Source organism: Streptomyces speibonae (assembly GCF_984686075.1).
This window is the reverse complement of record NZ_OZ480260.1, coordinates 3097993-3122212: the sequence shown is the minus strand read 5'-3', so window position 1 is coordinate 3122212 and position 24220 is coordinate 3097993. Positions and strand designations below refer to the sequence as shown.

Sequence of the window (24220 nt, the reverse complement as noted above, 5' to 3'; positions counted from 1 at the left end):
GGGCCGTACCTAGAATTCGCTTCCTAGCGTCTTCGGCGTGCCAGAAAGTGCCGACAAGCCCCTCCGGGTCGCGGTCCTCGCGGATTCCGACACCCGCTGGAAATGGGGCGCGCTCACCGCGAACCGCATCACACCGCGGGACATCCGCCTGGACGGATACCTCCTGCGGGGCCGCGCCACGCCCACCGCCCGCCAGCTCGGCGAGGTCGGCGTCCGCGCCGACTCGCTCCGGGAGGTCACCGCGGTCGAGTTCCTGCGCGCGATGCGCGAGGAGACGTACGACGTCCTCGTGCTCGCCCTGGTCGGCGGCGGTGTGCAGGCGATGCTCCACGGGCTGAAGCGCGTCTGGGAGGACCGGCCCCGCCGGCCCGTCGTCGTCACCGGATACGTCGGTGTCGTCTACGAGAAGCTCGCCGACGGCCTGCTGCTGCGCCACGGCGCCGACCTCGTACTCGCCAACTCCCGCCAGGACGCGGAGCGGTTCCGCGCCGTGTACGAGGGAGTGGGCGCCGACGCCGGCTCGGTGACCGAGGTCGCGCTGCCGTTCCTCGGCGGGGACGCCTACACCGGCGGACACGACCGCCACACCGTCGTCTTCGCCGCCCAGCCCTCCGTCCCGGACAACCGCAGGGACCGCACGTACCTGCTGGACCGGCTGGTGGGGCACGCCCGCCGGCACCCGGAACGCGACGTGCTGCTGAAGCTGCGCTCCCGGCCCGGCGAACACACCACGCACATCGAGGAACTGCCCTACCAGAAGCTGTCCCAGCGGCTCGACCTCCCCGCCAACTTCCGCCTGGTCTACGGGCACATGGGCGAGGTCCTGGACCGGACCGACCTCCTCGTCACGGTGAGCTCCACGGCCGCCCTGGAGTCGCTGCACCGCCGCATCCCCACCGCGATCCTCACCGACCTCGGCATCCGGGAGGCGCTCGGCAACCACCACTTCGTCGGCTCCGGCTGCCTCGCCTCCTGGGACCAACTCGACGCGGGACACCGCCCGGAGCCGGACGAGGAGTGGGTGGCCCGGCAGGGCGTCGCCACGGGCGGCCGGTACGGGACGGCCTTCGACACCGCCCGCGAACGCATCGCCGGGCTGCTCGGCCGGCCCGGCGGGCTGCCGCCGCTGACGCCGTACTACACACCCGTCACCGCGCCCGGCTATCTGCCCGGCATCCTCGCCCGCCACCACCTCGGCCCCGACGGCACGCCGCTGCCGGGCGCGCCCGCCGCCGACCGGGAGCCCGGACCGGTCCGGCAGATCGTGCGCCGGGCCGCGCGCGGCGCCTACCGGCACGGCGTGCAGCGCGTGGCCCCGGTGATCCGGCGGATGGGCGAGCTGTGACCGCCCGCGCCGCCGCCCCGACCCCCGCTCCAGGAGCTGATCCCATGTCCCATCCACCGACGGTGCGCCGGGTGCTCGCCGTGATTCCCGCACGCGGAGGCTCCAAGGGCGTCCCCGCGAAGAACCTCGCCCCCGTCGGCGGCGTGCCCCTGGTGGTGCGCGCCGTGCGCGAATGCCGGGCCGCGCGCCACGTGACGGACGTGGTCGTCTCCACCGACGACCAGGCCATCGCCGCGGCCGCGCGCCAGGCGGGCGCCGAGGTCGTCCTGCGGCCCGCCGCCATCGCCGGTGACACCGCGACGTCGGAGGCGGCCGTCCTGCACGCCATGGACGCCCACGAGGCCCTGCACGGCGCCCCGGTGGACGTCGTCCTGCTCGTGCAGTGCACCAGCCCCTTCCTGACCCGCGAGGACATCGACGGGGTGACCACCGCGGTCACCCACGAAGGCGCCGACACGGCGGTGACGGTGGCCCCGTTCCACGGCTTCCTCTGGCGCGACGCACCCGCCGGCGCCGACGAGGCATCCGCCCCCGACGGGGGCACCGGCTCCGGTGGCGTCCCGGCCGTTGCCGGCGCGGCCGGAGGGCCTGGGGTGAGCCGCGTCGACGCGGCCGCCGAGGCTGCCGCCGCCGGTCAGGGCCCGGTGCGGGGCGCCGGTGGGGCATCCGCCCCGGAGTGGGGCGCGGGTACCGGCGCATTCTCCGGCCGGGGCGTGGACGCCGGCTCCCGTGGTGGACCGGGCGCCGCCGTCGTCGGAGGCCACGGTGTCAACCACGACAAGTCCTTCCGCCCCCGGCGTCAGGACCGCCCCCAGGATGTGCTCGAGACCGGCGCCGCCTACGCCATGGACGCCGCCGGCTTCCGCGCGCACCGGCACCGCTTCTTCGGGCGCACCGAACTCGTGCGCACCGACCCGGCCCGGGTCCTGGAGATCGACGACCCGCACGACCTCGCCCGGGCCCGGGCCCTCGCACCGCTCCTCGACGCCCCGCGGCCCGGCGCCCTTCCGACCGCCGACGACATCGACGCGGTCGTCCTCGACTTCGACGGCACCCAGACCGACGACCGGGTGCTGATCGACTCCGACGGACGGGAGTTCGTCTCCGTGCACCGCGGGGACGGACTCGGCATCGCGGCCCTGCGCCGCAGCGGCCTGAAGCTGCTCGTCCTGTCCACGGAACAGAACCCGGTCGTCGCCGCCCGCGCACGCAAGCTCCAACTCCCCGTGCTGCACGGCATCGACCGCAAGGACCTCGCACTCAAGCAGTGGTGCGAGGAACAGGGCATCGCGCCCGAGCGCGTGCTCTACGCCGGCAACGACGTCAACGACCTCCCGTGCTTCGCCCTCGTCGGCTGGCCCGTGGCGGTCGCGAGCGCCCACGACGTCGTACGCGGCGCCGCCCGCGCCGTCACCACCCTGCCCGGAGGCGCGGGCGCGATCCGGGAGATCGCCGGCTGGATCCTCGGCACCTCCCTCGATTCCCTCCCCACGTAAGGAAACCCCCGTTCATGAGCACCAACTCCCGCATCCGCACCCTCGGCCCCCGCGAGGCCGGCCCCGGCCGCCCCGTGTACGTCACCGGCGAGATCGGCATCAACCACAACGGTGACATCGAGAACGCGTTCAAGCTGATCGACGCCGCCGCCGAGGCCGGCTGCGACGCCGTGAAGTTCCAGAAGCGCACGCCGGAGATCTGCACCCCGCGCGACCAGTGGGACATCGAGCGCGACACCCCCTGGGGCCGGATGACGTACATCGACTACCGCCACCGCGTGGAGTTCGGCGAGGACGAGTACCGCCAGATCGACGCCTACTGCAAGAAGAAGGGCATCGCCTGGTTCGCCTCCCCGTGGGACCCCGAGGCCGTCGCCTTCCTGGAGAAGTTCGACGTCCCCGCCCACAAGGTGGCCTCCGCCTCCCTCACCGACGACGAACTGCTGCGCACCCTGCGCGCCACCGGCCGTACGGTCATCCTCTCCACCGGCATGTCGACGCCGAAGCAGATCCGCCACGCCGTCGAGGTCCTGGGCAGCGACAACATCCTGCTCTGCCACGCCACCTCGACCTACCCGGCGAAGGCCGAGGAGCTCAACCTCCGCGTGATCAACACCCTCCAGCAGGAGTACCCGAACGTCCCGATCGGCTACTCGGGCCACGAGACCGGCCTGCAGACCACCCTCGCCGCCGTCGCCCTCGGCGCCGCCTTCGTCGAGCGCCACATCACCCTCGACCGCGCCATGTGGGGCTCCGACCAGGCCGCCTCCGTCGAACCGCAGGGCCTGGCCCGCCTGGTCCGCGACATCCGCACCATCGAGGCGTCCCTCGGCGACGGGATCAAGAAGGTCTACGAGTCCGAGCTGGCCCCGATGAAGAAGCTGCGCCGCGTCGCCGGCGTGGTCGCCGAGGCGGAGATCGCCACGGCCGCGGGCGAACCGCTGACCGTCTGATCCGCGCCCCCACCCCACCTCACCCCACGACGACGGGAACGGTCGTACGCCGATGAGCCCCCGCGCCGGCCGGCCCGGCCCTCGCACTCTCGCCTTCGTCGAGAGCCCGGTACAGCTGCTCAACGTGCTGGAGTGGGCGCACGCGCACGCGTCCGGCGAGCGGCTCACCCTGGTGGTGCTGTCCCCGGTGGACCCGATGACCCGCGGCCAGCTGCGCCGTATGGCGGAGCTGGCCCGCGAGGAGGGCCACGAGGTGAGGTGGGAGGAGGCGCGCGGGGGAGCGGGCGCCCCCGCGCGGACGGTCGGCGGTCTGGCCGGGCCGCTCCGCCGGGCCGCCCGCGTCGTCCTGGGCGACCCGTTCTCCCGGTACGTCCAGCTGCTGCTGACGATCACCCGGGCCCGGGACGTCGTCGTGGTCGACGACGGCACCGCGACCATGGAGTTCGTCGGCCAGCTGGCCCGGGGCGAGCGGCTGGTGCGCTGGCACCGCAAGGGCGGCCGCCCCGGCCCCCGCGAACTCCTCCTCGCCCCCGTGTCCGCCGGCGCCCGGCGCCGGCTCACCCCGGGCGGGGAGCGCACGGTGGAGGTGTTCACCTCCATGCCCGTGCGGGACACCCCTCCCGGCGTCACCGTCCGCGCCCACACGTTCGCCTGGACCCGGGACCGCTTCGGGCCGCCCCGCATCACCCAGGGCGCCGACCTGGTGGGCACCTCGCTGGTGGAGACCGGCGTGGTGGACGGCGACGCCTACCTGGAGGCCGTCCACTCCCTGGCGCGCGCCCACGGCGCCCGGCGCTACTTCGCGCACCGCCGCGAGAGCGCGGACAAGCTCCACCGGCTGGCGGCCGTGACGGGCCTGGAGATCGTCCGCCCCGAACTCCCCCTGGAGCTGATCGCCCGCCGCGGCCCCATCGGCCGCACCGTGGTCAGCTTCCCTTCCACGGTCGTCCACACCCTCCCCCTCGCCCTGACCGGCACGGACGTCCGCGTGGCGGTCCGCGACATCGACCCTGCCTGGCTGACCACGACGGCCTCTCCCCGCGCGCGGGGCTTCCTGTCCGGGGTGACGGACTCCGCGCGGGACATTCACCGGCTACGGACGCCGTGACCGCCCCCCGGCTGCCCGCGCAACCGCCTCCGCTGTCCGCCAGATGAACCGGTCCGCGTGGGCTGGGCCGAGCGTGGTATCCGTGAAGAAGGCGGATGGGTGAGGAAGCCCTGATGCGGATGTGACGCATGTCACGATCCGGCAGGTCACGGGGCCTTCACCTCGCGCAAAGGCCGCGAGTTTACCCATCCGGATTGACAGCTATGCGTGGGGCAGCCGAATTTTCTTCGTCTGACGGGCTGATTTTTCTTGATCCAGGCTCAGTAGTCGGCTTCGGCGCCCTACTCTTCAAAGGGTGAAACCACTGATGTCACTGGAGTCCGAGGTCGACCTCCCCGGTGGAGCGGTGCTCCCCGGAGCGTTGCCGGAGGCCCTGCGTGCCGAACTCGTCGCGTTCCGCCGCGACCTGCACATGCACCCGGAGCTGGGCAACCAGGAGTTCCGTACCACCGCCGCGATCAAGGAGCGTCTGGAGCGGGCCGGCCTGCGGCCGCGCGTACTCTCCGGCGGGACCGGCGTGATCTGTGACATCGGGACCGACGGCGCGGCGGGCACCGACTCGGCGATGCTGGCCATGCGCGCCGACATCGACGCCCTGCCCATCCCGGACATGAAGTCCGAGTGCTCCTACCGCTCCACCGTGCCCGACCGTGCCCACGCCTGCGGTCACGACGTGCACACCACCGTGGTCCTGGGCACCGGCCTGATCCTGGCCGAGCTGCACCGCCAGGGCCTGCTGCCCCGCCCCGTGCGGCTGATCTTCCAGCCCGCCGAGGAGGTGCTGCCCGGCGGTGCCGCCGACGCCATCGCGGACAGCGCGCTCGAGGGCATCGGCCGGATCATCGCCGTGCACTGCGACCCCCGGGTCGACGCGGGCAAAATCGGACTGCGGCAGGGCGCCATCACCTCCGCGTGCGACCGGCTGGAAATCACCCTCGACGGCCCCGGCGGGCACACCGCACGCCCGCACCTGACCACCGACCTGGTCACCGCCGCCGCCCGGGTCGTCACCGACGTGCCCGCCATCGTCGGCCGGCGGGTCGACAGCCGCAGCGGGCTCGCCGTGACCTGGGGCAGGATCGAATCGGGCCACGCGCCCAACGTCATCCCGCAGCACGCCGAGCTGTCCGGAACCGTGCGCTGCCTGGACCTGGAGGCGTGGCGGCAGGCGCCGGACGTCGTGGTCGCGGCCATCGACGAGGTGGCCAATCTGCACCGCGCCAAGTCGGAGATCAACTACGTGCGCGGCGTCCCGCCGGTGGTCAACGAGGCCGGGACCACGGAACTGCTGCGCGACGCGATGATCGCCCGGCGCGGTGTGGAGTCCGTCGAGGGCACCGAACAGAGTCTCGGCGGCGAGGACTTCTCCTGGTACCTGGAGCGCGTCCCCGGCGCCATGGCCCGCCTCGGCGTCCGGCCCCCCGGCGAGCGCACGGTCCGCGACCTGCACCAGGGCGACTTCGACGTGGACGAACACGCGATCACCGTGGGCGTGGAACTCTTCACCGCAGCAGCGTTGCTGGACGCCCTCCGCTAGCCGGCACCGACGGATCACCCCCGCGGCCCACCCCCCCCGGCGCCCCGCGGCCCCCACCCCCCCCCCGGCGCCCCGCCCCACCCGCCCCACCCAGCCCTTCCGGCGCCCCGCCCCACCCAGCCCCTCCGGCGTTTGAGGAGCGGGGTCCGGGGCGGGACGGGAAGGGGCGGCGGGGGCGAAAACCCCCAAGCCCAACCCGAACCCACCCCACGCACCCCACGCACCCCGGGCCACCCCACCCGCCCCCTCCGCTTGCGCCCCGCGCAGGGGCCCGGCAGCGTGGGCACGTGCAGACACGCCCGTCACACCGATCGCCCCGCGCGGCCCCCCAAGGCCCCGTGGTTCACAAGGACGTAACCGGCCATCGGCACGAATGGATAACGGCACCACGGAACCCCGTTCCCAGGAGTGTCTACGCGCGTTAATGTGCGCCGAACCGAGCACCCGCTGCGGGGCTGTGGAGAATGGGGAGCTTCAGATGCGTCGGATATCCAAACTGACCCGCGTCGCGGTGGGGGTCGCCTCGCTCGCACTCGCCGCCACCGCCTGCGGCGGAACCAGCAGTGACAGCAACGACAGCGGCGGCTCCAAGGAAGACCTCGGCCTCGCCATCGCCTACGACATCGGCGGCAAGGGCGACCAGTCCTTCAACGACGCCGCCTTCGCCGGCCTGACCAAGGCCAAGGACGAGTTCGGCTACAAGACCGCCGACGTCGAGCCCACCGAGGGCGAGACCGACGCGGACAAGGAGCAGCGGCTCGCCTCGCTGGCCCGCCAGGGCTACAACCCGGTCATCGGCGTCGGCTTCGCCTACGGCCCCGCGATGAAGGCCGTGGCCGCGAAGTATCCGGACACGACCTTCGGCATCGTCGACTCCGTGGTCGAGGGGGACAACGTCGCCTCCCTCGTCTTCGCCGAGGAGCAGGCCTCCTACCTCGCCGGTGTCGCCGCGGCCAAGGCCACCAAGACCAAGACCGTCGGTTTCGTCGGCGGTGTGGACATCCCGCTGATCCACAAGTTCCAGGCCGGCTACGAGCAGGGCGTCAAGGCGACCGACCCCGACGTCAAGGTCATCTCGCAGTACCTGACGCAGACCGCCGAGGAGGGCGGCTTCTCCAGCCCCGACAAGGGCAAGGCCGCAGCCGAGGGCCAGATCGAGAAGAACGCCGACGTCGTCTACCAGGCGGCCGGTCTCTCCGGCCAGGGTGTCATCGAGGCCGCCGCGAACGCGAAGGTCTGGGCGATCGGCGTCGACTCCGACCAGTACGAGCAGGAAGCCCTCGCCGCGTACAAGGACTTCATCCTCACCTCCGCCCTCAAGGATGTCGGCGGTGCGGTGTACGCCCTGGCCAAGTCGGTCAAGGACGGCGAGCCGCTGACCGGCACCCAGGTCTTCGACCTCAAGGTGAACGGCGTCGGCCTCTCGGAGAGCAACCCGAAGATGGCCGATGTCCCCGGCCTGAAGGACGCCGTGGCCGAGGCCAAGGAAGGCATCATCGACGGCTCCATCAAGGTCAAGGCGGAGTAACCCGCCGAAGTCGCACGAAGCGGGCGGGCGCCGAGAGCGCCCGCCCGTTCCTTGTGTCCACGCCTCCCCAGCTTCATCGTCTCCCCGCCTCCCGCCTCCCCAGCTTCGTCGTGTCCACGCCCCTCCGCCCCCACGTCACCCACCGCCACCCCGCCTTCGCGATCGGCAACGCCGTGACCAGGCTTCGGGCGGCCTTGAGCACGGCCCGATAACAAGGTGGACAGAAGGGGTTTTCAGGCAGGTCTACGCGCGTTAATCTGCGGCGAAGCCAGCGCCGTAGCTGAACCGTCCCGGCGCTTTGTACGACTAGGAGCACCACACATGCGCCGGATTTCCCGGATCACGGTCGCAGGCGCAGCGACCGCCTCCCTGGCCCTCGCCCTCTCCGCCTGCGGCGGCACCTCGACCTCGTCGGGCTCGTCGGACTCCAAGGAGGACCTGGGCCTCGCCATCGCGTACGACGTCGGCGGCAAGGGCGACCAGTCCTTCAACGACGCCGCGTACGCGGGCCTGGAGCAGGCGAAGAAGGAGTTCGGCTACAAGACCGCCGACGTCGAGCCGACCGACGGCGAGACGGACGCGGACAAGGAGCAGCGCCTGGTCTCGCTGGCGAAGCAGGGCTACAACCCGGTCATCGGTGTGGGCTACGCCTACGCCGCCGCCGTGAAGGGCGCCGCGGAGAAGTTCCCGGACACCACCTTCGGCATCGTCGACGACGCCACGGTCGAGGCGGACAACGTCGCCGACCTGGTCTTCTCCGAGGAGCAGGCCTCCTACCTGGCCGGCGTCGCCGCCGCCGAGAGCACCAAGACGAACGTCGTCGGCTTCGTGGGCGGTGTGAACATCCCGCTGATCCACAAGTTCCGCGCGGGCTTCGAGCAGGGCGTCAAGGACACCGACCCCAAGGTCGAGGTCATCTCGCAGTTCCTGACGCAGACCGCGGAGGAGGGCGGCTTCTCCAGCCCGGACAAGGGCAAGGCCGCCGCCGAGGGCCAGATCGAGAAGAAGGCCGACGTGGTCTACGCGGCCGCCGGCCTGTCCGGCCAGGGCGTCATCGAGGCCGCCGCCGCCAACGAGGTGTGGGCGATCGGTGTCGACTCCGACCAGTACCAGCAGGAAGCCCTCGCCCAGTACAAGGACTCGATTCTCACCTCGGCGATGAAGGACGTCGCCAAGGCGGTGTACAACCTGGCGAAGTCGGTCGAGGACGGCAAGCCCGCGACCGGTATCGTCAAGGGCGATCTGAAGACGGGTGAGGTGAGCCTGTCGAACTCCAACCCGAAGTTCGCGGACGACGCCGAGCTCCAGGAAGCCATCGAGACGGCCAAGGAGAAGATCATCAGCGGCGAGATCAAGGTCGAGTCGAGCTGAGCAACTCTTTGCACCACCGCGGGGTCGCGACCGCCGGCCGGGGTGCGGGAAGCGTGGCTTCCCGTACCCCGTCGGTCAGGGGCGCCACCCCTTTGTATGCCGTAGGGGCGCTACGCGCGTAGACGGCCCCCGTCCCCAGGAGAGTGCGTCATCAACGCGTCCAGCAGCCCTCCGGCCGGAGCGGCGGTCAACGATTCGGTGACCGCCGTCGAGCTCGCCGGCATCACCAAGCGTTTCCCCGGCGTCGTCGCCAACCACGACATCCATCTCACCGTCCGCAAGGGCACCGTCCATGCCCTCGTCGGTGAGAACGGCGCAGGCAAGTCGACCCTGATGAAGATCCTCTACGGCATGCAGAAGCCGGACGAGGGCACCATCACGGTCCACGGCGAGAAGGTGAGCTTCTCGTCCCCCGCCGACGCCATCGCGCGCGGCATCGGCATGGTGCACCAGCACTTCATGCTCGCCGACAACCTCACCGTCCTCGAGAACGTCGTCCTCGGCAGCGAGAAGCTCCACGGCATCGGCGCCCGCGCCCGCCGCCGGATCAAGGAGCTCTCCGAGCGCTACGGCCTCGGCGTCCGCCCCGACCTCCTGATGGAGGAACTCGGCGTCGCCGCCCGCCAGCGCGTGGAGATCCTCAAGGTCCTCTACCGGGGCGCCACCACCCTGATCCTCGACGAGCCCACCGCCGTCCTCGTGCCGCAGGAGGTCGACGCCCTCTTCGACAACCTGCGCGAGCTCAAGGCCGAGGGCCTGTCGGTCATCTTCATCTCCCACAAGCTGGGCGAGGTCCTCTCCGTCGCCGACGAGATCACCGTCATCCGCCGCGGCACCACCGTCGGCACCGCCGTGCCCGCCGAGACCACCTCGCGCCAGCTCGCCGAGCTGATGGTGGGCAGCGAGCTGCCGACGCCCGAGACGGCCGAGTCCACGGTCACCGACCGCCCCGTCATCACCGTCGACAAGCTGCGCCTGGCGGCCCCCAGCGGCAAGGCCCTGCTCGACGACATCTCCTTCACCATCCATGAGGGCGAGATCCTCGGCATCGCCGGCGTCGAGGGCAACGGCCAGACCGAACTCGTCGACGCCCTCATCGGCCTGCGGCACGCCGACTCCGGCGTCATCCGGCTGGCCGACGAGGAGATCACCGCCTGGCCCACCCGCAAGCGCCGCGAACAGGGCATCGGCTACATCCCCGAGGACCGCCACCGCCACGGCCTGCTCCTGGCCGCCCCCCTCTGGGAGAACCGCATCCTCGGCCACGTCACCGAACGGCCCAACGCCAAGGGCGTCTGGCTGGACCCGAAGTCCGCCCAGGAGGACACCCGCCGCATCGTCAAGACGTACGACGTGCGCACCCCCGGCATCGACGTCACCGCGGCCTCCCTCTCCGGCGGCAACCAGCAGAAGCTGATCGTCGGCCGCGAGATGAGCCACAAGCCGCGCTTCCTGATCGCCGCCCACCCCACCCGCGGTGTGGACGTCGGCGCGCAGGCCGCCATCTGGGACCACATCCGCGAGGCCCGCCGCGAGGGCCTGGCCGTGCTGCTGATCTCCGCCGACCTGGACGAGCTCATCGGCCTGTCCGACACCCTGCGCGTGATCTACGACGGCAAGCTGGTCGCGGACGCCGACCCGGCCACCATCACCCCGGAGGAACTCGGCACCGCCATGACCGGCGCCGCCGAGGGCCACCTCGAACACGACGAGACCCCCGAGACCCAGGCCGACGTGTCCAAGTCCCCTGAGTCTCCCGAAGACGAGGCCCGCTGATGAAGAAGTTGGACAAGGAGCGCGTGCTCCTCGCCGTGGCCGGGCCGGTCATCGCGCTCGCCGTGGCCTTCGTGCTCAGTGCGATCGTGCTGGTCGCCTCCGGCAAGAACCCGGTCGAACCGTTCGCCCTCATGTTCGAGCAGGCCGGCTTCTCGGACATCCAGGTCCTGATCATCAACCAGGCGTCGATGTACTACATCGCCGCCCTGGCGGTGGCCATCGGCTTCCGGATGAACCTGTTCAACATCGGCGTCGACGGCCAGTACCAGCTCGGCGCCATGATGGCCGCCATCGTCGGCGCCCACATGAACCTCCCGGCCGTCCTGCAGATCCCGCTGCTGCTTCTCACCGCCGTGTTCACCGGAGCCTTCTGGTCCGGCATCGCCGGCGTCCTCAAGGTCACCCGCGGCGTCAGCGAGGTCGTCGCGACGATCATGCTCAACGCCATCGCGACCTCCGTGATCGGCTACCTGTGGCTGCCCACCGTCTTCGGCGTCAAGGTCGGCAACAACAACACCACCGGCGAGATGCACGAGTCCGGCTGGATCCCCGGCATCGACATGGGCGCCGCCGGCGAGATCTACGGCCTGGTGATCCTCGCCGTCCTGCTCGGCATCGGCTACTGGGTCGTCCTCAACCGCACCCGCTTCGGCTTCGACCTGCGCGCCTCCGGCGCCTCGGAGTCCGCCGCCTCCGCCAGCGGCGTCGACCCCAAGCGCATGGTCCTCACCGCCATGCTGCTCTCCGGAGCCATCGCCGGTCTCGCCGGTCTGCCCATCCTGCTCGGCGACGCCCACACCTACAACCTCAGCTTCCCCACCGGCATCGGCTTCCTCGGCATCGGCATCGCCCTGCTCGGCCGCAACAGCCCCGTGGGCATCGCCTTCGCCGCCCTGCTGTGGGCCTGGCTCGACAAGGCGTCGCCCGAGCTGGACTTCCACGGCTACGACAAGGAGATCGCGGTCATCATGCAGGGCCTGATCGTCCTGTCGGTGGTCGTCTCCTACGAGGCCGTCCGTGAGTGGGGCCTGCGCCGCCAGCAGCGCCGCGTCGGCGCGGAGCTCGCCGCGGGCCACGTCCTCGGCGCCAACAACACCACGAAGGAGGTGGCCGGCCGATGACCGCTCCGACCACAGCGACCGACGTCAACCAGCCGTCGCTGGAGCACGCCCCGCAGACCGGCCGCCGCATGTCGCTGCCCGTCCTGATGCTGGTCATCGCCGGAGCCCTGGCGCTGACGTCGATCGTGCGCCTGATCACCGGCGCCAACGGCATCACCAACGTCAGCCAGATGTCCACCGCCCTCCAGCTCGCCGTCCCCATCGGCCTCGCCGGTCTCGGCGGCCTGTGGGCCGAGCGCGCGGGCGTCATCAACATCGGCCTCGAAGGCATGATGATCCTGGGCACCTGGTTCGGCGCCTGGGCCGGATTCCAGTGGGGTCCGTGGACCGGTGTCCTCGTCGGCATCATCGGCGGCTGCCTCGGCGGCCTGCTGCACGCCATCGTCACCGTCACCTTCAACGTCAACCACATCGTCTCCGGTGTGGCCATCAACATCCTCGCCCTCGGCGCCACCCGCTACCTCGCCCCGCTGGCCTTCGTGGGCCACCAGGGCGGCTCCGCCAAGCAGTCCCCGGCGGTCGACTCGCTCGGCCACTTCACCGTGCCGGGACTGTCGGACGCACTGAGCGACCTCAACGACAAGGGCTGGTTCTTCGTCTCCGACATCGCCGGCCTGCTCGGCGGACTGGTCACCGACGTCTCCTGGCTGACCCTGATCGCCGTCGCCCTCGTCCCCGCCACCTGGTGGATCCTCTGGCGCACCCCGTTCGGCCTGCGGCTGCGCTCCTGCGGCGAGAACCCGGTCGCGGCCGAGTCCCTCGGCGTCAACGTCTACAAGTACAAGTACCTCGCCGTGATCATCTCCGGCGGTCTGTCCGGCCTCGGCGGTGTCTTCCTGTCCATCGTGGCCAACCCCTTCTACCTGGAGGGCCAGGTCAGCGGACGCGGCTTCATCGGCCTGGCCGCCATGATCTTCGGCAACTGGATGCCCGGCGGCCTCGCCATCGGCGCCGGCCTCTTCGGCTACACCGACAGCCTCAACCTGCGCGGCGGCTCCGCCAACGTGCACGCCCTGCTGCTGCTCGGCGCGCTGCTGCTGCTCATCGGCGCCATCTGGCTGGCGGTCCGCAAGAAGTACGTCAACGCCGCGATCACCCTGGTCATCGGCGGCCTCGTCTTCGCCTGGTACGCCGGCACCAACGAGGTCCCCAACCAGGTCGTCGCCGCCACGCCGTACGTCATCACCCTCGTCGTCCTCGCCCTGTCCGCCCAGCGGCTGCGGATGCCCAAGGCCAACGGCATGCCGTACCGGAAGGGACAGGGCAAGTGACCGCCGGCGACGCCGACTGGGAGGCACTGCGCGCCGTGGCCCGCGAGGCCATGACGCACGCCTACGTCCCCTACTCGGGGTACCGGGTCGGCGTCGCCGCCCTGGTCGACGACGGGCGCACGGTCTCCGGCTGCAACGTCGAGAACGCCTCGTACGGCCTCGGCCTGTGCGCCGAGTGCGGCCTGGTCTCGGAGCTGCACCGCACCGGCGGCGGCCGGCTCACCCACTTCACCTGCGTGGACGGCAACGGCGACATCCTCGTCCCGTGCGGCCGCTGCCGCCAGCTGCTGTACGAGTTCGGCGGCGGCGGACTGCTGGTGGAGACCCCGGAGGGAATCCTGCCGCTGTCGGAGATGCTGCCCCAGGCCTTCGGCCCGCAGCACCTCGCCCAGTAACTCCCGTGCGGCCCCTCCGCGCGACGGCCGGCACCGCCGGTGCCGCCGGCCGGAGGGGCCGCGCCCTTCGCACCCCGGAAGGAACCTCAGCCATGGCCATGGACGCCATCTCCGTCATCCGCACCAAGCGGGACCGCGGCGAACTCAGCGACGAGCAGATCGACTGGGTGATCGACGCGTACACCCGCGGGGAGGTGGCCGACGAGCAGATGTCGGCCCTCGCCATGGCGATCCTGCTCAACGGCATGAACCGCGGCGAGATCGCCCGCTGGACGGCCGCGATGATCGCCTCCGGCGAGCGCATGGACTTCTCGTCCCTGTCCCGCCCCACCGCCGACAAGCACTCCACCGGCGGCGTCGGCGACAAGATCACCCTCCCGCTCGCCCCCCTCGTCGCCGCCTGCGGCGCGGCCGTCCCCCAGCTCTCCGGCCGCGGCCTCGGCCACACCGGCGGCACCCTCGACAAGCTGGAGTCCATCCCCGGCTGGCGGGCCCTGCTCTCCAACGAGGAGATGCTGCACGTCCTGGACACCACCGGCGCGGTGATCTGCGCGGCCGGCGACGGACTGGCCCCCGCCGACAAGAAGCTCTACGCGCTCCGCGACGTCACCGGCACGGTCGAGGCGATCCCGCTCATCGCCTCCTCCATCATGTCCAAGAAGATCGCGGAGGGCACCGGCTCCCTGGTCCTGGACGTGAAGGCCGGCACCGGCGCCTTCATGAAGACCCTCGACGACGCCCGCGAACTGGCCCGCACCATGGTCGGCCTGGGCACCGACTCCGGGGTGCGGACGGTCGCCCTGCTCACCGACATGTCCACCCCCCTCGGCCTGACCGCCGGAAACGCCCTGGAGGTCCGCGAGTCGGTCGAGGTCCTGGCCGGCGGCGGCCCGGCGGACGTCGTCGAACTGACCCTCGCCCTCGCCCGCGAGATGCTCGACGCGGCCGGACTGAAGGACGCCGACCCGGCGAAGGCCCTGGCCGACGGCTCCGCCATGGACGTCTGGCGCCGCATGATCGCGGCCCAGGGCGGCGACCCCGACGCCGCCCTCCCGGTGGCCCGCGAGCAGCACGTCGTCACGGCCCCGTCCTCCGGCGTCCTGACCCGCCTCGACGCCTACGGCATCGGTGTCGCCGCCTGGCGCCTGGGCGCCGGACGCGCCCGCAAGGAGGACCCCGTGCAGGCCGGCGCCGGCGTCGAACTCCACGCCAGGCCCGGCGACGCGGTGACCGAGGGCCAGGCCCTCCTGACCCTGCACACGGACACCCCCGACCGCTTCGCGTACGCGCTCCAGGCCGTCGAGGGCTCGTACGACATCGCGCCGCGGGGCACGGGCTTCACTCCCACGCCGGTGGTGCTGGAACGTATCGCCTGACCAGCGGTTTCCCCGATCGGATGAACGGGACCGGTGGACCCCCGCCGGTCCCGTTCGGCATGCTGGACTCGGTGACGCAACGAGTAGGAGACGGCCGTGAGCGCACTCACCGTGAGCCAGGACCCCGAGCAGAGCTGGGACGACCTCGTCCGGTTCTGGGAGGAGATGGACTGGCCCGAGGGCAGCAAGGTGGAGATCATCGAGGGGATCATCACCGTGTCACCTGCTCCGGCGTACCGTCACAACGTGATCGCGGCCCGCATTCAGCGCCGTCTTTACTCTGTGATCCCCGAGGACTGGGAAGTTTTCCAGACTCTTGCCCTCGCCGTGCCCTCGCGTCTTGGCATGCTGATCCCCGACCTCGTCGTGGCCCCGGTGCGGGAGCACACCGAATCGGACACCCACATCCCTGCCGCCCTGGCCGAACTGGTCGTCGAGGTCACCTCGAGGTCCAACGCCCGCGACGATCGCGTGGGCAAGCTCGCCGCCTACGCCACCGCGGGCATTCCGCTGTACCTTCTGGTCGACCGCTGGGCCTCCGACGGGCCGACCGCGACCCTCTACGGTGCCCCCGAGGGAGCCGTCTACCGGCCGCTGAGCACCGCGAAGTTCGGCGAGCCGATCAAGATCCCCGCCCCCTTCGATCTCGTCATCGAGACCAGCGAGTTCCCCGAGGCCTGAGCTGCGGGCATGAAGCCCAGCCTCCGGGGGCTACGCAGGGCGCTGCGATGCTCGCGGGCCCCGCGCGATGAGTTACGCGTCCCCGCCCGGTCTACCGGTTGTGGATGACATGACACCGCCCGTACTCGTGCTCAGCGGCCCTCTCGCCCCGGACGGGGTGGACGGGCCGTGCGACGAGCTGCGGACACTTCTGGACGGCGGAGGCGGAGCGGGCCGCGTGGTCGTCTGCGACGTCGGCGGGCTCGGGCCGCCCGGTCTCGCCGCCGTGAACCTCCTCGCGCGGCTCCAGCTCACCGCCCGCCGGCGCGGAGGCCGGATACGGCTGCGCGACCCCTCACTGGCGCTGTGCGCCCTGCTCGACCTGGTCGGCCTCCGCTTCGAGACGGAGGGGCAGCCCGAACAGCGGGAACCACCGCTCGGTGTCCAGGAAGCAGTGGAATCCGGTGATCCGGCCGTCTGAGATCTCCAGCGCCTGCACCGCCCACGGCGTGTAGCCGCCGGCCTCCGGGTCGGGCTTGTACTGCGCGAACCCCGGCAGCCCGTTGACCTCCACCGGGACCAGCCGCGAGTTCGCGCAGGCCGCGCCCAGCGTCGTCATGAAGCCCGTGATGTCGTCGGCGCCGGTCAGCCACAGGTCGAACGGCGGCATCGTCATGATGGCGTCCTCGTGCAGCAGCGCGGTCAGCGCCGACATGTCGTACCCCTCGAACGCCGCCACATAGCGCTCGAGCAGCTTCTGCTGCTCCTCGTCCAGCGGGTCGGACACCGACGCCTCGGCGCCGGGCTGCTGCCGCTCGGCGAGCGTGGCGCGGGCCCGCTGGAGGGCGCTGTTGACCGACGCGACGGACGTGTCCAGCAGCTCGGCCACCTCGGCGGCCTTCCAGGCCAGCACCTCGCGCAGGATCAGCACCGCCCGCTGCTTGGCCGGCAGCTGCTGGAGCGCGGCCATGAAGGCCAGTCGCACCGACTCCTTGGCGACCGCGGCCTCCGCCGGGTCGGCGGGCGTGGGCAGCATCCGGGAGTCGGGCATCGGCTCCAGCCAGGTGTTGTCCGGGCGGGGCGACAGCGCGGCCTGCGCCAGCGGTGTGGACTCCGTGAGGTCCATCGGGCGGGCCCGCTTGTTGCCGGCCGTCAGCATGTCCAGGCACACGTTCGTCGCGATGCGGTAGAGCCAGGAGCGGAGGCTGGAGCGGCCCTCGAACGTGGCGTAGCTGCGCCAGGCACGGATCATCGTGTCCTGCACCGCGTCCTCCGCCTCGAAGGACGAGCCGAGCATTCGGTAGCAGTACCCGGTCAGCTCGACCCGGTACTTCTCCAGGCCGGCGTCCACACCGGTCGTCGTCGCCGTGCGGTTCGTCATCGTCCACCCACCCCATGTGGCCTCGTCGTGGCGCACCATCGCACCCACCACTCCGGAAGCTACCCCAGCCCACTGACAACGGCCCCCCGAGTCAACGAACGCGCAGGTCAACAACGGTGCCCGCACCAGAGGTCTCTCGCCCCCGCCGCCCCTTCCCGTCCCGTCCCCGGAGCTGCGTCCCAGACCCCCTTCGGCCCTTCGGGCCTCGTCCTCAAACTCCCCCAGAGGGGGTACCCCCAGACGGGCTGAAATGCAGCCCCTCCGGCGTTTGAGGAGCGGGGGTCCGGGGGGGAGCGCCCCCGGGGACGGGACGGGACGGGAAGGGGCGGCGGGGGCGAGGGAAATTGTCAGGCCGGCCGCAGCGCCGCCCGCGACGCCGCCCGCGTCCCGGCCAGGGTGATCGCCGCGACCCCCGCCACCGCCACCAGCCCCACGGCGACCGTCCCGCCCCACCCCGCCGCGTGGAACGCCAACGCCCCCACCGTGCTCCCCGCACTGGACCCGACGTAGTACGCGGACTGATACAGCGCCGACGCCTGCGCACGCCCCACCCGCGCCGCCTTCCCCACCGCCGACGACGCCACCGCATGCCCCGCGAAGAACCCCGCGGTGATCAGCACCAGCCCGGCCAGCACCAGCGGCAGCGACCCGGCCAGCGACACCAGCAGCCCCACCGCGGTCGTCCCCCCGCCCGCGTACAGCGCACCGCGCCGCCCCAGCCGGTCCACCAGCCGCCCCGCCGCCGAAGCCGAGACCGTGCCCACCAGATACACCAGGAAGATCGACCCGGCGACACCCTGCGGCAGCGAGAACGGCGCCTCGGTCAGCCGGTACCCGATGACCGTGTACACGCCCCCGAAGACCGTCATGAACAGCGCGCCGATCGCGAACAGCCGCCGCAGCAGCGGATCGGCCAGATGCCCGCGGACCGTACCGGCCAGCACCCGGGGCCGCAGCGACCCGGGACGGAAGTTTCTAGGCGTGGGCAGCAGCAGCCGGAAGGCCACCGCGCAGGCCACCGCCAGCAGACCGATCACCCCGAGGGCGACCCGCCAGCCCCACTCCTGCGCCACCCAGCCGGTGATCACCCGGCCGCTCATCCCGCCGACGCTGTTGCCGGCCACGAACAGCCCGATCGCCGTCACCAGCGCCCGGGGCGTGACCTCCTCCGCGAGATACGCCGTCGCCGACGCGGGCAGCCCGGCCAGCGCCGCGCCCTGCAGCGCCCGCAGGACCACCAGCACACCGAGCGACGGGGCGAAGGGCACCAGCAGTCCGAGGGTGACCGCGACGGCGAGCGAGACGGTCATGACGGTGCGCCGGCCGAACCGCTCCGACAGCGCGCTCATCGGCAGCACGAACAGCGCCAGACCGCCGGTCGCCGCCGACACCGTCCAGCTCGCGTCGCCCGCGCTCACCGCGAACTCGCCTGAGACCAGCGGCAGCAGGGCCTGGGTGGAGTACAGCAGCGCGAACGTCGCGACACCCGCGAGGAACAGCGCGAGACTCATCCGGCGGTAACCGGGCCCGCCCGGAGACATCCGCCCGGCGGGAGCCGAGGAAGAAGAGGAAGAAGAGGAAGAAGCAGAGGGAACACGAGCGACGGCGCCCACAGTCGTGGACGCCCCGGTACTGGCGGGAGTCATGCCACGAAACTACGTACGCCCCCGCTCATCCGTCCAATGCATGGAATCGCCATAATCGTTCCCATGGAGCATCAGCAGAGGTCACGCAGCCGGCTGTCACAGACCAGTGACACACGAGACATGGACGACATGTCCCGGCTGCTCGCCCCCCGCCTCGCCCACTTCGCCGGCGTCGCCCGCACCGAGCACGTCACGCGCGCCGCCCAGGAGATGCAGGTGCCGCAGTCCACCCTCTCCCGGGCCATGGCCCGCCTCGAACAGGACCTGGGCGTCGAACTGTTCGCCCGCCACGGCCGCACGGTGTCCCTGACCCGGGCCGGCCGCACCTTCCTCACCTCGGTCGAACGCGCCCTCGCCGAGATCGAACGCGCCGCCGAGGAGGTCCGCGCCGACGCCGACCCCGCCACCGGCAAGGTCGCCTTCGGCTTTCTGCACACCATGGGCGCCGAGACCGTGCCCGGCCTGCTGCACGCCTTCCGCGCCGACCACCCGCGCGTCCGCTTCAGCCTGGTCCAGAACTACGGCGAGGCCATGCTGGAGGGCCTGCGCGCGGGCGAACTCGACCTGTGTCTGACCTCCCCGGTGCCCGACGCCCCGGACCTCGTCGCGCGCCGCCTCGACGAGCAGAAACTGCGCCTGGTCGTCCCCGCCGACCACCGGCTCGCCGGCCGCCGCCGGATCCGGCTGGCCGAGGCCGCCGACGAGACGTTCGTGACCCTGGAACCCGGTTACGGGCTGCGCCGTATCACCGACGACCTCTGTGCGCGGGCGGGCTTCAAACCCCGTACCGCCTTCGAGGGGGAGGAGGCGGAAACCCTGCGCGGCCTGGTCGCCGCGGGCCTGGGCGTGGCTCTCCTGCCGCCGCCCCCGTTCCCGCGCCCGGGAGTCGTGGAGCTGACGGTCACGGCTCCGCGGGCGGCACGGGAGATCGGAGTGGCCTGGCTCGCGGGCCGCCCCGACACACCCCCCGTGGCCGCCTTCAAGAAGTTCCTGCTCTCCAAGAGGGGCAGCCTGCTGCCCGCCTAGGAGTGTCCTGAAGATCTTGAAATCGCGCCCGGCTTGCACCAGTTCATACGGATTGACATTTACCGGCAATCCGGGATGAGTCGGGCGGGCGGAGCAAGATCTTCAGCGGTCTTCTAGGCGGGCTCGGGCGCGGACGCTACCGCCGCCGCAACGACGCCCCGAACCCCGCCGCGAGCGGCATCCGCAGCCCCAGCGGCGGAGGCGCCGCCAGGGCGTCCTGCACGGGCCGCGAGAACGCCCGCCCGAACAGCGCCCCCATCACGAAGTCCTCGACCAGCGCCAGCACCTCGTCCCGGTACTGGCTCAGCCCGTGCCCGTCCGCGTGGACCTCGAACCGGCACACCTCCCGGTTCGCCTTCTTCGCCCGCGCCGCCAGCCGGAACGACAGCTCGGGGTCGGTGCGCGCGTCCTTCGTGCCGTGCACGATCAGCACCCGCCGCCCGGCGAGCTGTTTCACCGGTTCGGGTGGTGCCGCCGCGTCCTCCTCGGGCAGCCAGGGTGCCAGCGCCACCGCGGAGTTGACGGCCTCGTGGCCCCCCGCGCGGAGCGCGGCCCGGCCGCCCATGCCGGAGCCGACCAGGCAGACGGGCACGTCCCCGTAGCGCCGTACGGCCTCGTCGGCGGCCCACACCGCGTCGTGGGCGAGGCGGGCCTCACTGCCGTTCCAGCCCCGGTAGCGGTAGTGGACGACGTGAGTGGCGAGGCTCTGCTCCCGTCCCGCGCGGGTGAGGTGGCGGCCGAGACCCCGTACGGAGGCGGCCGCCAGCATCGGCGACGGCCGCCGACTGGACACCTCCTCGCCGCCGGGGAGCAGCAGCACCACACCGCCCACCTCGGCCGGCTCCGGGCCGAGCACCCTCCCCAGCCGGGCCGTGCGCACCGGCGTCGCTTGCTGTGCCATGACAGAACATTCTCAGAAGCGGCGGTGTACACCACCCGTCCGGGGGGTCACCTTTGGGTATCGACGGATGCGCGCACGCCGCGCGACCGGCGATCTACGCGCGTAGGCGTTAGAGTGCGGAAATGACGAGCCAGACCATCGCGAACACCCCGACCGCGGACCAGATCCGCCGGGCGCCCAAGGTTCTGCTGCACGACCACCTCGACGGCGGGCTGCGCCCCGGCACCGTCGTCGAACTGGCCCGCGAGACCGGGTACACCGGCCTGCCCCACACCGACCCCGACAAGCTCGCCCTCTGGTTCCACCAGGCCGCCGACTCGGGCTCCCTGGAGCGGTACCTGGAGACGTTCTCGCACACCGTCGGCGTCATGCAGACCCGCGACGCCCTCGTCCGGGTCGCCGCCGAGTGCGCCGAGGACCTCGCCGCGGACGGTGTCGTCTACGCCGAGGTCCGCTACGCCCCCGAGCAGCACCTCGAGGGCGGGCTGACCCTGGACGAGGTCGTCGAGGCGGTCAACGAGGGCTTCCGGCAGGGCGAGCGGCGGGCCAGGGACAACGGCCACCGCATCCGGGTCGGCGCGCTGCTGACCGCGATGCGGCACGCCGCCCGTGCCCTGGAGATCGCCGAACTCGCCAACCGCTACCGGGACCTGGGCGTCGTCGGCTTCGACATCGCGGGCGCCGAGGCCGGCCACCCGCCCACCCGGCACCTGGACGCCTTCGAGTACCTGAAGCGGGAGAACAACCACTTCACCATCCACGCCGGCGAGGCGTTCGGGCTGCCGTCCATCTGGCAGGCCCTCCAGTGGTGCGGCGCCGACCGGCTCGGGCACGGGGTGCGCATCATCGACGACATCCGCGTCCGCGAGGACGGCTCGGTCGAACTCGGGCGGCTCGCCTCCTACGTCCGGGACAAGCGCATTCCGCTGGAGCTCTGCCCCAGCTCCAACCTCCAGACCGGCGCCGCCCCCTCGTACGCCGAGCACCCCATCGGGCTGCTGCGCCGGCTGCACTTCCGGGTCACCGTGAACACCGACAACCGCCTCATGTCCCACACCAGCATGAGCCGGGAATTCGAGCACCTGGTCGAGGCCTTCGGTTACACGCTCGACGACATGCAGTGGTTCTCCGTCAATGCGATGAAATCAGCGTTCATTCCTTTCGATGAACGACTGGCCATGATCAATGACGTCGTCAAACCCGGATATGCGGAGCTGAAATCCGAATGGCTGTTCCGGCAGACCGCCTCCACCAGCGGGTCTGTGGAATCGGAGAGCTGAACACCGCGTCCCGGGGAAACGTGAACACCGGCGGTGTTCACAATCCGTCCGCATTTCGATGTTTGCGGCGGGCGGTGCCGCCTGTTTACCGTCACAGCACCGCTCACATCCCCGTATCCCATTTCGAGGACGCATTTACATGAAGCAGTCTGCTGCCAAGACCCTCGGTGTCGCCGCTCTCGGTGCCGCCTTCGCCGCCACCGGGGCGGGCGCCGCCAACGCGGCCCCGGCTGTCCCGGACGCCGTTCCGTCCCTGGACACCGTCACCCAGGCGCTCCCGGCGGAGCGGCTGACCGACGCGGTGCCGGGCACGTCCGAGGCGCTCGCGACCGGCCAGAAGCTGGCGGGCACCGGCGTGGCGGCCGTCCAGCCGGTCGCCGAGCAGGCGAGCCCCGTCGCCCCGGAGGCCGGCCTCCTCGGCGGCCTGCCCGTCAACCAGCTGCCCGCGCAGGGCATGATGGTCAACGGCGTTCCGCTCGGCAGCTGAACCGCCGCGCACACCGCCGATGGGGCGCACCCGGAATTCCGGGCGCGCCCCATCGGCGTACTCGCGGGGGACGGTGGCCGGATGTCCGTATCACCAGACCGTGCGTGACTTCTCCTCCGCGGGCATCAGCACCCACAGCGCGATGTACAGGAGGAACTGCGGGCCCGGAAGCAGGCACGACGCCAGGAAGATCACCCGCATCGTGGTCGTGGAGGTGCCGAAGCGCCGGGCCAGCGCGGCGCACACTCCAGCGATCATGCGGTCGTCGGCGGGGCGGGCGGGGAGGCTCATGACGGCTCCTCGGTGGGCGATGCGAGGCCTCCCGGATGGCGGCCTCCGTACACTCCACGTTACGGAGACGAAGGGGGCAAAGCGTCGCTCCACGGGGCGATCCCGACCCTGGCGATCGTAGGGGTTCGCCCCTGAGGCTCCTCCTCCGGGAGGAGGGCCGTCCCGGGCGCGTACCCCGCCCTGCGGCGGAGCCAGGCGCGTCCCGCGGGCACGAACGCCGCGTGCGCGAGCGCCGCGCCCGCCGTGTTCAGCAGCAGCGAGTCGATGTCCACGACCTGCCCCGGCACCGCGGTCTGCAGCAGCTCCACGGCGAGCGACACCAGGGCGGTCGCGGTCATGGTGCGGATCAGCGACCCCAGCCGCGAGGCGGCCAGCCGCCCCCCGGCCATCGGCAGCAGCACACCCAGCGGCGCCAGCAGCGCCATCGCCTCACCGGTTCGCCGCACGCCCGTCGCCCACCCCAGCGCGAAGTCGGCACGGATGCCGTCCAACGGCCGGAGATTCGCCGGCATCACCCAGGGGACGTCCAGCGGGCGCAGCGTGTACCAGGCGACGAAAGCGAGATGCGCGGCCAGGAGGAGCCCTCCTGTCACACGGATGCGGAATGCGGCGGTGCCGCCGATGAAGCCTTGACGCTGCACGACCCCCAAGACGCGGCGTTGGGCACGCTCGGTTCCGGGATGCCACCCGTTCACCGTATGAGGCATACGCCACACTCCCACACCCACCCGATGTCCTGCGCGCCCCGTACCGGTCCGCCCGGGTGACTCCCCGAGTCTCGGCCCCCGGTGGCCCGCGCGCCCGGCGCCTCAGCCGCCGGTGGCTCGCGCGTCTCGGGTGCCGGTGTCCTGCGCGTCCCGTGCCGGTCCGCCCGGGCGCCTCAGCCCCGGCACCCCTTGCCGCTCAGTCTCCGATGGCGCCCCGCGCCCCAGCCGCCGGTCGCCCCCGTGCCGTGGTCCCGGGTGGCTCCCCGCGCCCCGGGCGTCTCGGCCCCCGGTGGCCCGCGCGCCCGGCGCCTCAGCCCCGGCACCCCTTGCCGCTCAGTCTCCGATGGCGCCCCGCGCCCCAGCCGCCGGTCGCCCCCGCTCCCCGGCGTCTCGGCTGTCGTGGCCTGCTCGGTCCCGGGTGGCATCTTGTGCCGGTCCGTTGGCCGGCTCAGTCGTCGTTGTGGTCTGCGTGCGTCAGTGCCCTGTGGCGCCCCGTGCCTCAACTGCCGGTGGTTTCCCGTGGGTCGGTCGCTGGTGGCTTGGGCGTCCCGTGCCGCTCCGCCC

Annotated in this window: 21 protein-coding genes and 1 pseudogene; 17 read left to right on the top strand and 5 right to left on the bottom strand. The window is 72.0% G+C overall.

Going from position 1 to position 24220, the window contains the following annotated elements; translation table 11 throughout:
• The first annotated feature begins 37 nt into the window (after positions 1 to 37).
• The 14 genes and pseudogenes from AC5L3C_RS13835 to AC5L3C_RS13770 form a co-directional block, all read left to right on the top strand.
• Positions 38 to 1345 (top strand): DUF6716 putative glycosyltransferase, encoded by a 1308-nt coding sequence (locus tag AC5L3C_RS13835; RefSeq protein WP_125504583.1) that lies wholly within the window; start codon positions 38 to 40, stop codon positions 1343 to 1345.
• A gap of 44 nt (positions 1346 to 1389) precedes the next feature.
• Positions 1390 to 2841: a cytidylyltransferase domain-containing protein gene (locus AC5L3C_RS13830; protein WP_493649264.1), complete on the top strand. Its 1452-nt coding sequence runs from the start codon at positions 1390 to 1392 to the stop codon at positions 2839 to 2841.
• A 14-nt stretch (positions 2842 to 2855) separates the two neighbouring features.
• Entirely contained in the window at positions 2856 to 3794 is a 939-nt protein-coding gene (locus AC5L3C_RS13825; RefSeq protein ID WP_493649263.1) for an N-acetylneuraminate synthase family protein, read from the top strand.
• Positions 3795 to 3846: 52 nt separating this feature from the next.
• Entirely contained in the window at positions 3847 to 4902 is a 1056-nt protein-coding gene (locus AC5L3C_RS13820) for a hypothetical protein (protein ID WP_493649262.1), read from the top strand.
• A gap of 307 nt (positions 4903 to 5209) precedes the next feature.
• On the top strand, positions 5210 to 6439 hold the full coding sequence (locus tag AC5L3C_RS13815; RefSeq protein ID WP_493653870.1) for a M20 family metallopeptidase: 1230 nt from the start codon (positions 5210 to 5212) through the stop codon (positions 6437 to 6439).
• Positions 6440 to 6917: 478 nt separating this feature from the next.
• Positions 6918 to 7967, top strand: a complete 1050-nt coding sequence (locus tag AC5L3C_RS13810; RefSeq protein ID WP_493649261.1) for a BMP family lipoprotein — start codon at positions 6918 to 6920, stop codon at positions 7965 to 7967.
• A 321-nt stretch (positions 7968 to 8288) separates the two neighbouring features.
• Positions 8289 to 9338 (top strand): BMP family lipoprotein, encoded by a 1050-nt coding sequence (locus tag AC5L3C_RS13805; RefSeq protein WP_493649260.1) that lies wholly within the window; start codon positions 8289 to 8291, stop codon positions 9336 to 9338.
• A 198-nt stretch (positions 9339 to 9536) separates the two neighbouring features.
• Positions 9537 to 11114: an ABC transporter ATP-binding protein gene (locus tag AC5L3C_RS13800; RefSeq protein ID WP_493649259.1), complete on the top strand. Its 1578-nt coding sequence runs from the start codon at positions 9537 to 9539 to the stop codon at positions 11112 to 11114.
• Positions 11114 to 12235, top strand: a complete 1122-nt coding sequence (locus AC5L3C_RS13795) for an ABC transporter permease (protein ID WP_493649258.1) — start codon at positions 11114 to 11116, stop codon at positions 12233 to 12235. The genes AC5L3C_RS13800 and AC5L3C_RS13795 overlap by 1 nt, the downstream gene beginning before the upstream one ends.
• The gene (locus tag AC5L3C_RS13790; protein ID WP_493649257.1) at positions 12232 to 13506 is read left to right on the top strand and encodes an ABC transporter permease; all 1275 of its coding nucleotides are present in this window, start codon (positions 12232 to 12234) and stop codon (positions 13504 to 13506) included. Before AC5L3C_RS13795 ends, AC5L3C_RS13790 begins: the two co-directional genes overlap by 4 nt.
• The gene (locus AC5L3C_RS13785) at positions 13503 to 13901 is read left to right on the top strand and encodes a cytidine deaminase (RefSeq protein ID WP_493649256.1); all 399 of its coding nucleotides are present in this window, start codon (positions 13503 to 13505) and stop codon (positions 13899 to 13901) included. Before AC5L3C_RS13790 ends, AC5L3C_RS13785 begins: the two co-directional genes overlap by 4 nt.
• A gap of 92 nt (positions 13902 to 13993) precedes the next feature.
• Positions 13994 to 15277 carry a thymidine phosphorylase gene (locus AC5L3C_RS13780; protein ID WP_493649255.1) on the top strand — a complete coding sequence of 428 codons (1284 nt, stop codon included), beginning with the start codon at positions 13994 to 13996 and terminating at the stop codon, positions 15275 to 15277.
• A gap of 96 nt (positions 15278 to 15373) precedes the next feature.
• Positions 15374 to 15958, top strand: coding sequence for a Uma2 family endonuclease (locus AC5L3C_RS13775; protein ID WP_493649254.1), 585 nt, complete (start codon positions 15374 to 15376; stop codon positions 15956 to 15958).
• Between the two features lie 67 nt (positions 15959 to 16025).
• Positions 16026 to 16271: pseudogene (locus AC5L3C_RS13770) on the top strand (STAS domain-containing protein); the annotation flags it as partial.
• A 21-nt stretch (positions 16272 to 16292) separates the two neighbouring features.
• On the opposite strand, the gene AC5L3C_RS13765 reads toward AC5L3C_RS13770, so the two are convergent.
• Both AC5L3C_RS13765 and AC5L3C_RS13760 read right to left on the bottom strand, forming a co-directional pair.
• Positions 16293 to 17318 carry a sigma-70 family RNA polymerase sigma factor gene (locus AC5L3C_RS13765; RefSeq protein ID WP_493649253.1) on the bottom strand — a complete coding sequence of 342 codons (1026 nt, stop codon included), beginning with the start codon at positions 17316 to 17318 and terminating at the stop codon, positions 16293 to 16295.
• Between the two features lie 347 nt (positions 17319 to 17665).
• Positions 17666 to 18964 carry an MFS transporter gene (locus AC5L3C_RS13760; RefSeq protein ID WP_493649252.1) on the bottom strand — a complete coding sequence of 433 codons (1299 nt, stop codon included), beginning with the start codon at positions 18962 to 18964 and terminating at the stop codon, positions 17666 to 17668.
• Positions 18965 to 19027: 63 nt separating this feature from the next.
• Here AC5L3C_RS13760 and AC5L3C_RS13755 point away from each other — a divergent pair, with 63 nt between their 5' ends.
• The gene (locus AC5L3C_RS13755) at positions 19028 to 19990 is read left to right on the top strand and encodes a LysR family transcriptional regulator (protein ID WP_493649251.1); all 963 of its coding nucleotides are present in this window, start codon (positions 19028 to 19030) and stop codon (positions 19988 to 19990) included.
• 136 nt (positions 19991 to 20126) lie between these two features.
• On the opposite strand, the gene AC5L3C_RS13750 is transcribed toward AC5L3C_RS13755, so the two are convergent.
• Entirely contained in the window at positions 20127 to 20891 is a 765-nt protein-coding gene (locus tag AC5L3C_RS13750) for an alpha/beta hydrolase family protein (protein ID WP_493649250.1), read from the bottom strand.
• A gap of 122 nt (positions 20892 to 21013) precedes the next feature.
• On the opposite strand from AC5L3C_RS13750, the gene AC5L3C_RS13745 reads away from it, so the two are divergent.
• Together AC5L3C_RS13745 and AC5L3C_RS13740 are read left to right on the top strand one after the other, a co-directional pair.
• Complete coding sequence (locus AC5L3C_RS13745; protein WP_493649249.1) at positions 21014 to 22171, top strand: adenosine deaminase; 1158 nt, start codon at positions 21014 to 21016, stop codon at positions 22169 to 22171.
• 139 nt (positions 22172 to 22310) lie between these two features.
• Complete coding sequence (locus AC5L3C_RS13740; protein ID WP_493649248.1) at positions 22311 to 22658, top strand: ATP-binding protein; 348 nt, start codon at positions 22311 to 22313, stop codon at positions 22656 to 22658.
• A gap of 90 nt (positions 22659 to 22748) precedes the next feature.
• Here AC5L3C_RS13740 and AC5L3C_RS13735 read toward each other — a convergent pair whose 3' ends face one another.
• Positions 22749 to 22949: a PspC domain-containing protein gene (locus AC5L3C_RS13735; RefSeq protein ID WP_125504566.1), complete on the bottom strand. Its 201-nt coding sequence runs from the start codon at positions 22947 to 22949 to the stop codon at positions 22749 to 22751.
• Between the two features lie 59 nt (positions 22950 to 23008).
• Positions 23009 to 23590, bottom strand: a complete 582-nt coding sequence (locus AC5L3C_RS13730; RefSeq protein WP_493649247.1) for a VanZ family protein — start codon at positions 23588 to 23590, stop codon at positions 23009 to 23011.
• Between the last annotated feature and the right edge of the window lie 630 nt (positions 23591 to 24220).